The sequence below is a fragment of the Brevibacillus sp. NPDC058079 genome, assembly GCF_042885155.1.
Taxonomy (GTDB): Bacteria; Bacillota; Bacilli; order Brevibacillales; family Brevibacillaceae; genus Brevibacillus.
The window spans coordinates 1-8328 of record NZ_JBHVSO010000034.1 but is presented as its reverse complement, the minus strand read 5'-3'; the positions used below and the strand labels follow the sequence as shown (position 1 = coordinate 8328).

The 8328-nt window shown below is 44.4% G+C and carries 5 protein-coding genes; 2 read left to right on the top strand and 3 right to left on the bottom strand.

Going from position 1 to position 8328, the window contains the following annotated elements; all coding sequences use genetic code 11:
* Positions 1 to 384: 384 nt before the first annotated feature.
* Entirely contained in the window at positions 385 to 1470 is a 1086-nt protein-coding gene (locus ACFVS2_RS34555) for an HD-GYP domain-containing protein (protein WP_173621462.1), read from the bottom strand.
* Between the two features lie 165 nt (positions 1471 to 1635).
* Complete coding sequence (gyrA, locus tag ACFVS2_RS34550) at positions 1636 to 4170, bottom strand: DNA gyrase subunit A (RefSeq protein ID WP_390241225.1); 2535 nt, start codon at positions 4168 to 4170, stop codon at positions 1636 to 1638.
* A gap of 559 nt (positions 4171 to 4729) precedes the next feature.
* Between gyrA and ACFVS2_RS34545 the strand changes: the two genes are divergently transcribed.
* Both ACFVS2_RS34545 and ACFVS2_RS34540 read left to right on the top strand, forming a co-directional pair.
* Entirely contained in the window at positions 4730 to 5455 is a 726-nt protein-coding gene (locus ACFVS2_RS34545) for a response regulator transcription factor (RefSeq protein WP_390241222.1), read from the top strand.
* The gene (locus tag ACFVS2_RS34540) at positions 5452 to 6816 is read left to right on the top strand and encodes a sensor histidine kinase (protein WP_390241219.1); all 1365 of its coding nucleotides are present in this window, start codon (positions 5452 to 5454) and stop codon (positions 6814 to 6816) included. Before ACFVS2_RS34545 ends, ACFVS2_RS34540 begins: the two co-directional genes overlap by 4 nt.
* Before the next feature lie 57 nt (positions 6817 to 6873).
* Here ACFVS2_RS34540 and ACFVS2_RS34535 read toward each other — a convergent pair whose 3' ends face one another.
* Positions 6874 to 8148 carry an MFS transporter gene (locus ACFVS2_RS34535; RefSeq protein WP_390241217.1) on the bottom strand — a complete coding sequence of 425 codons (1275 nt, stop codon included), beginning with the start codon at positions 8146 to 8148 and terminating at the stop codon, positions 6874 to 6876.
* Positions 8149 to 8328 lie beyond the last annotated feature (180 nt).

The window sequence follows — 8328 nt, the reverse complement described above, 5'->3', positions numbered from 1 at the left end:
CTCCAATAAAGTTTGTTACTGGTTCAAAGCTGGCAAATCATTTAATGATAGACTCATTAACGCTTTCGCTGTTCAGTTTTCAAAGAGCATTTTGTTCGTCATCTCTCTCGAGGCGACTTTTCTATCTTATCATACCGTCTAGGCTTTTGCAAGATGTTTTTTTAAAAAAATCTTGTTCTGCTTAGCGGCGACAATTCAATACTTTATCAAACATTGCTCAAGAAGTAAATAGTTTATGTAACTTTTCTTCTTGAAGTGTTGCTTCAACCGAAGCGACAAGAAGTATCTTATCACGTATTTTTAAACAGCACAAGAGGTTTTTATAATAAAAATGAATTTCTTTAAATCATATTAAAAGAGAGGCGAATCACTCGCCTCTCTTCCTTACTGTTCCATTACTCTCACAATAGATAAATGTCGAGCTTCGACTAAGTTTACGATTTGTCCACCTGTTTCAACCATTGGTCTCGTTGGGTGATTACGATCTGTAAATACGATCTTCCCAATAGTTCCATCACTTAATTCAACGAGCGTTCCTACAGCGAATTGAGTGATCCCCTCCACAAATGTCCGAACAATGGTAGGATCAAGTTTCCCGAAGCTATCCTGCACTAATTGCTCCACTACTTGATAGGGAGACAATGCCTTTTGGTGCACACGATCTGAGCTCATTGCGTGATACACATCGGCCACAGCGACAATTTTACTATATAAATGCAATTTAGAACCAGGTAAACCTAGCGGATAGCCTGAACCATCTTCTCGCTCATGATGTTGCAAAGCCGCTAATGCAACACCTTCACTTAAACCGTGGGATGACTTAATAATTTGGTAGCCATAAACGGTATGCTTCTTCATCTCTTCGAATTCGTCTGGCGTAAGCTTCCCTGGTTTTTGCAAAATCCGACGATCAATTTTCGTTTTTCCTATATCGAGCAATGTACCCGCCAATGCGACCTGCATCCATTCCTTTTCTGGAACCTTGACCCATTTTGCAATCATATAAGAAATAATCCCAACCGCTATGGCATGCTCGTAAGCGTAGCTATCCATCCTTGAAAAGCGCCGAAGGGAGAGAAGAACTTGTGGTTGCTGCTGAAACTCCGTAATGATCGGCGTAACAACTTCCCTGACTTCCATAACTGGTATGTTATTGCCGCCTTGTACGCGGGTCATCAAATTTTTCAGTGTAAACACTGCTTTATCAAATGACTCCTGAAACACAGGTTTAGCTTGGATAAACTTATCAGAAGCTTCTGGCGTATCTACCTTGGTTGGTTCACCTTGGTCAGACCAAGCCCCTCCTGAATCCTCTACTTGCACCTGCTTGATCATGAACGCTTCTAAGAATTGAACTTCTCTTTCATAGAGAGGGGTTCCTTTTGCAAAAAGAATGCCTCCCAATGCTGTAAATACGTCTTCAGCCAATTTTGCTCCAAGAGTCAGTTGTTTCACTTCCACATTGGGCAACCTGCTCACCACCCGATCCAACTTGTTAATGATATAGTATCCATTTCCCAATTTTACTTCAAACCCAAACCATTTGCAGGAAAAAAGCACTGGGCAGGACAAACTTTCTGCACTTACACGAAAAAACGCCCCACATTATGCGGGACGCTTTCGTCGTGATTTTCTTTATTCCTCTGTCGGTTCGTTAGGTTCGTTAGGCTCGGGTGCTTCGACAGTCTCTCCGTCTTGCAGATCCTCGATTCTCTCTTCCGCATCTTCATCCAACATATCCTCTTCCTCAGTTGGAGGACACTTAGCGACTGATCCCACTTGCTCATTTTCAGACAAACGGATCAGTTTCACACCTTGCGTGTAACGGCCCATCACAGAAATACCTTTCATTTCTGTACGAATGATGATACCGGAAGTGGTAATAATCATCAGATCTTCTTCAGGCTCAACGACTTTCAGACCAACGACCGGACCGCTTCGATCGGTTACGTTGTGTGTCTTAATTCCTTTACCGCCACGAGATTGAATGCGGTATTCATCAACAGGGGTCCGTTTTCCGTAACCATTCGCAGTTACAATGAGCACTTCTGCATTTGGTTTGATAACGTCCATATCGATGACATCATCATCGTCGTCTAGGGTAATCCCCTTCACACCGGTGGCGTTACGTCCCATCGTACGAACGTCTCCCTCGTTGAAGCGAACAGACATGCCTTTGTGAGTACCCATGATGATTTGTTGTTGGCCATCCGTCAAACGAACACCTATCAATTCATCATCCTCGCGCAGGTTAACCGCAATCAGTCCGCCTTTGCGAATATTTCCATAGGACTCCAGCGTCGTTTTCTTAATAATCCCCTTCTTGGTCGCAAAGAACAGGTAATGTTCTTCATCAAACTCCTTCACAGGGATTACCGCACTAACCCGCTCCCCTTTTTCAATCTGAATGAGATTGATGATTGGGGTACCTTTCGCTGTCCGGCTCAGGTCAGGAATCTCGAATCCTTTTAGGCGATAAACCTTCCCTTTGCTTGTGAAGAACATGATGTAATCATGCGAGTTGGTAATGTACAGATGCTCGACAAAATCGTCATCCTTGGTTCCCAACCCCTGCACGCCACGTCCACCACGTTTTTGCGAACGGTAGGTGGAAACAGGCAGACGCTTAATATAACCATCATGCGTCAGGGTGATAACGACATCTTCCTCTGGGATCAAATCAGCATCTTCGATATGATTCTCATCGAAAGTAATTTCCGTGCGTCTTGCATCGCCAAACTTCTCTTTGATCTCACCCAGCTCTTCCCGGATGATCGCGTAGATTTTGGCTTCGTCTGCAAGAATAGCACGCAGTTCTGCGATTTTTACCATGAGTTCTTGGTATTCGTTCTCGATTTTTTCTCGTTCCAAACCAGTCAAGCGTTGCAGACGCATATCGAGAATGGCCTGTGCCTGCTCGTAGGACAAGGAGTAATTTTCCATGAGTCCTGTACGAGCTTCTTCTGTGGTTTGAGAGGAGCGAATCAAGCTGATAATCTCGTCAATATGATCCAATGCAATGCGCAAGCCTTCTAAGATATGCGCACGAGCTTCTGCTTGCTTGAGATCGTATTCGGTCCTTCTGCGGATAATGACGCGTTGGTGCTCCAAATAGTAATAGAGCATGTCACGCAGATTCAATACACGCGGACGGCTGTCAACGAGTGCCAGCATATTCACACCAAATGTAGACTGCATTTGAGTATGCTTAAACAGATTGTTCAATACAACCTTTGGAATGACGTCACGGCGCAATTCCATGACGATACGCATTCCTTTGCGGTCAGACTCATCACGAAGGTCGGTAATCCCTTCGATTTTTTTCTCGCGTACAAGCTCCGCGATTTTTTCCACGAGTCTAGCCTTATTCACCTGAAAAGGAATCTCTGTTACGATGATGCGCGGTTTTCCTTTCCCATCCTCTTCAATCTGGGTTTTGGCACGCATAATAATGGAACCACGGCCTGTTTCATAGGCACGACGAATACCACTGTAACCGAGAATCTCCCCTGCTGTAGGGAAGTCAGGTCCCTTAATGATTTTCATCAAATCTTGAATCGTAATATCAGGATTGTCGATCATGGCAATGACGCCATCAACAACTTCCGTCAAGTTATGCGGCGGAATATTGGTAGCCATACCTACAGCAATCCCTGATGCCCCGTTCAAAAGCAGGTTCGGGAAACGAGAAGGCAATACAACCGGCTCTTCTTTGCGTCCGTCGTAGTTAGGAATGAAATCGACCGTTTCTTTATCAATATCGCGCAAAAGCTCCAGCGCGAGCTTGGAAAAACGCGACTCCGTATAACGCATCGCCGCTGCCGGGTCGCCGTCTACAGAACCGAAGTTCCCTTGCCCTTCAACCAGCATGTAGCGCATGTTAAAATCTTGGGCCATACGTACCATCGCTTCATAGATGGAAGAGTCACCATGCGGATGGTAGTTCGCCATTACTTCCCCGACAACGTTTGCCGATTTACGGAACGGCTTGTCAGGAGTAAGGCCCATATCGTGCATGGCATACAAAATACGCCTGTGTACAGGCTTCAAACCATCGCGAACGTCAGGCAAAGCCCGACTGACGATAACGCTCATCGCATAGCTAATGAACGATTCTCTCATTTCGTGGCTAATATCGACTTTTGGAAACCGAGCAGTTTCTTCTGCCATAAAGGGTAAACCTCCAACTGGTTATCACAATACTTCATTATACCATATAGGGAGAGGGCACGTCCAAAAAATCCAGCTAAATCAATCCATTCCCTCAAGATTTTCCACCGATTTTGGTCGTACCTCACGAATTTCGTAATATCCCTAAATATTCCAGCCCCGTTCCACGCTCAGTCATCACACAAAACAAAAAAGGCCCCTACATTCTGGCGCCTAGAAGTTCATGTTTTTTACTTGTATTTATGATCATCTTTACAGCTTCACGACCATTTCCAATTCGGAGGAGCGAATCATTGTCTTCGTATCGATTAACAATCCGAACGTAATCGCGATCATCTGTAGTAGTTTTCTCATGGTGTATCCCTCCGTTTATTGAATGTACTTTGATTTTACAGGGAATGAACACGTAGTCCTATCGATTTGGGTTTCAATTTCCTTACACTCTTGTAAGAAACGTAGGAAAGTATGGGAAAAGTGTGGGAAATGCCTTCAACAACTGCTTAAGTCCGTTTGAAGATGTACAATAAAGTGAGAATCTAAAGGTTCGCGGAGGAATCCTATGAAGACCTTTCACATTGCTATCGTAGACGATGACATCAATATTCGTCAGATCGTCGAAGCCTATCTGCAAAAGGAAGGCTATGTTACAACTGCAGTTGAATCAGCCGAAGAGGCTATTACTTTAGAGCAAGAGAATCCCCCCGATCTATGGGTATTGGACATCATGTTGCCAGGTATGAATGGCTATGAGTTTTGTCGACGTATTCGTGCTGGCTCAGAAACGCCTATCATCATGGTTTCCGCTCGCGACGAAGAAGTGGACAAGATTCTTGGACTAGAGCTAGGAAGCGACGATTATCTCACCAAACCTTTTAGCCCTCGTGAATTAGTGGCACGTGTGAATCGGGCACTTCAACGTTGGAAACAGATGAAATCCCATACGGAAGAATCCCCTTTCATTGCGAAAGACAGGAATACGGAAGAGGCTGTAAACAGTACTCTTGTATTAGATAAGGAAAAACGTCTTGTTTACTCTTTTGGGGAGGAAGTAGAGGTGACCTCGAAAGAGTTTCAGGTGCTCAGTCTTTTATCGGAGTATCCGAATCGGGCTTTTTCCCGTGATGAGCTGCTCTCTCTTATATGGGGATATGATTATTTTGGAAGTGACCGAGTGGTTGATGATCTCATTCGTCGTATCCGAAAAAAGCTGGACAAGATCCCTCTCGAAACCGTCTGGGGCTTTGGGTATCGGCTGCGAACTTTGGAAGGAACGAAGGATGAATGAGTATCCAATTTCGTATTACGTTGATGTTCGCCCTTCTTCTCTGTCTTGTCATGGGGGTATCAGCCGTCCTGATCAATTCGTTTTTGCTGGATAATTTAATCGAGCAGCAAAAGAATGAATTAAACCTAAAAGGGCGATTCTGGATTGAAAAAATGAATGAATCGAATGTAAAGATTGAAACTGAGGGAGTCGCAGAGCTCGAAAAGCTTCTCGTCTCCAATCGTAAGATAGAAGTTTTACTCTTAGGCAAAAAGAAAAAAGTACTCTACACGTCCCTGCCTTCTTCCAATTTGAATGAGTGGATGGATGCCCTTGAGCGTAAAGCGGAGAAAAGGCAAAATCGAAACATATGGATGGTTGGTAGCGATGATTACGTGGTCGTTAACCTGGCATTTAAAAACGACGAAAAGCAACGACTGATTCTGGCCTCTCCTGTACGTGGGCTAAAAGACATTCGTATGGAGATGACGAATAACATATTGCTCATCGTTTTGATTGGAGCCGTATCTACCATTTTGCTCAGCTTTTTTATTACACGTAGTATGGTGAAGCCACTCCATAAATTGACGAAAGAAATTAAAAAGGTTCAAGCACGACGTTTTTCCGAAGTCCAGCTTATTCCTGCTCGCGGTGAAATTGCTGAAGTCTCGAATAGTGTTTACTCCATGGCACAAGAGCTTGATCGTTTTCATGAAATCCAGCGGCAATTTTTACAGAATGCTTCCCACGAGCTAAAAACCCCTCTCATGTCCATTCAAGGATACGCCGAGGGAATTCGCGATGGCGTTTTTGTTGATGCTGCTGCTGAAAAAGGTTTTGATGTCATCGTAGAGGAAACCAATCGATTAAAGCATATTGTGACTGAAATTATATTGTTGGCCAAGCTTGAAGGCGAAGAGAATTTGTTTGATCCCTCATGGCATTCCGCTACTGACCTGGTGACACGGGCCATTGAGCGTTTACATCCTTTGCAGCTCCAACACAATGTAACGATTTCAGTAAGTCCACTTAAAACCAATGACGTAGTGTATGTCGATGAGGTAAAGTTTCTTCAAGCCTTGTTGAATATCATTGGAAATGCTTTGCGCCATGCCAAGGATCAAATCACGATCGAAATCAAACCAGGCAAACGCCAACTCCAAATAGAAATACAAGATGATGGTGAGGGCATCCCGGAAGAGCTTCTCCCTCATTTATTTCATCGTTTTGTGAAAGGAAAAAATGGTGATGTCGGACTGGGGCTAGCTATTTCTCGAGCAATTATCGAACGTTCGTACGGCCGTCTACAAGCAGAAAATGGTCCACTCCACGGTGCTGTTTTCCGCATCATCCTTCCCATATATCCGCAGCCTGAAAACTAACACCCGAGTGATCTAGTATCCACTCGGGTGTTTTTCTTTCAATCGATATCTTTACCGCTACATGTTCCCGGAAATTTTCGCCGTGAGCGCGTTCCTTCCAATACGGATAACCATGACAGAAGCAATCAAGCAAAATATTCCCGCAATGATAAACATGAGAAAGTAACTATTCAACATGGTATAAATGACTCCTCCACCGTAAGCGGCCACAGCAGCACCTAATTGATGTGCGGCCAATATCCACCCAAACACAATTCCTGATTGCTGTTTTCCAAAAATATCTGTTGTCAACTTAAGCGTTGGAGGAACAGTAGCTACCCAATCTAAGCCATAGAAGACAATGAATAAGCCCAAGGTAAACGTAGAAGAGGATAGCGCTGCTGGAAGCATCATTAGCGAAAATCCCCGTAAACCGTAATACCAAAACAAGAGCAAACGATTGTTAAAACGATCCGATAGCCATCCCGACAATGTTGTTCCGATAATATCAAAGATACCTATGAGAGCGAGTAAACTTGCAGCCGTTACCGCTGGAATGCCGTACTCCATACAAGCAGCTATAAAATGAGTACCGATTAATCCATTTGTAGAGAGACCGCAAATAAAAAAGCTACCAGCCAACAACCAGAAATCAAAGGAACGAGATCCTCTTACCAAACCATCAACAGCTGCACGAAAAGGGTTTTGCTTGATGTTTTCTATTTCTTGATCAGCTTCTGTCGCGCCAAATGCCTGAAGTCCCTTATCACTTGGTCGATCACGCATCAAGACAGCCACAATTGGAACCAAGATCAGCGCTGCTGTTGCAATCACCCACGATGCCGTCCGCCAGCCATCTGATTCAGCCAAGCTTGCGAGAAGAGGAAGAAATACCAGCTGTCCTGTTGCACCGCTCGCTGTTAATATACCCATAACCAATCCTCGTTGCTTCACAAACCACCGATTTGCGATCATCGCTCCCAATACAGAAGCCGTGCATCCTGAACCCAGTCCAACAACGACTCCCCAAAGTACAGTCAGTTGCCAGGAGGCCTGCATCCAAGTAGTGAGGGAGGAACCCAATGCTAACAGGATAAGGGCAATAATCGTGGTACGCCTTATTCCGAATCGATCCATGACTGCTGCTGCAAACGGACCTACCAATCCGTATAGCAATAGATTAATTGACAGCGCTATTGAGATAGAAGAGCGACTCCAGCCAAATTCTTGTTCAACAGGAACCATAAATACACCAGGAGCAGAGCGAATTCCAGCACCGACCAAAAGGATAAAAAAAGTGACACCCGCAATGATCCAGGCGTAGTGGAGCCGATTCGAAGAAGCTTGTTTCATAATGACATGACTCCTTTTTAAAGTGATTCGTCGGAAATTTCAGTCTTCAAATAGTACAAAAAAACCATCCGAGCTGGATGGCTTCTTTTATTCCCTGAAAACTGGATCTGCATGATCAGTTGCTAAGTGTGTGGATAAGTCCTCGACCGATTAGTATTCGTCAGCTCCACGCGTTACCGC

Excerpts from the sequence above, each read along its gene's own strand:
- ACFVS2_RS34545 (WP_390241222.1), top strand. The coding sequence starts at position 4,730 with ATGAAGACCTTTCACATTGCTATCGTAGACGATGACATCAATATTCGT.
- gyrA (WP_390241225.1), bottom strand. The coding sequence starts at position 4,170 with ATGGCAGAAGAAACTGCTCGGTTTCCAAAAGTCGATATTAGCCACGAA.
- ACFVS2_RS34540 (WP_390241219.1), top strand. The coding sequence starts at position 5,452 with ATGAGTATCCAATTTCGTATTACGTTGATGTTCGCCCTTCTTCTCTGT.
- ACFVS2_RS34535 (WP_390241217.1), bottom strand. The coding sequence starts at position 8,148 with ATGAAACAAGCTTCTTCGAATCGGCTCCACTACGCCTGGATCATTGCG.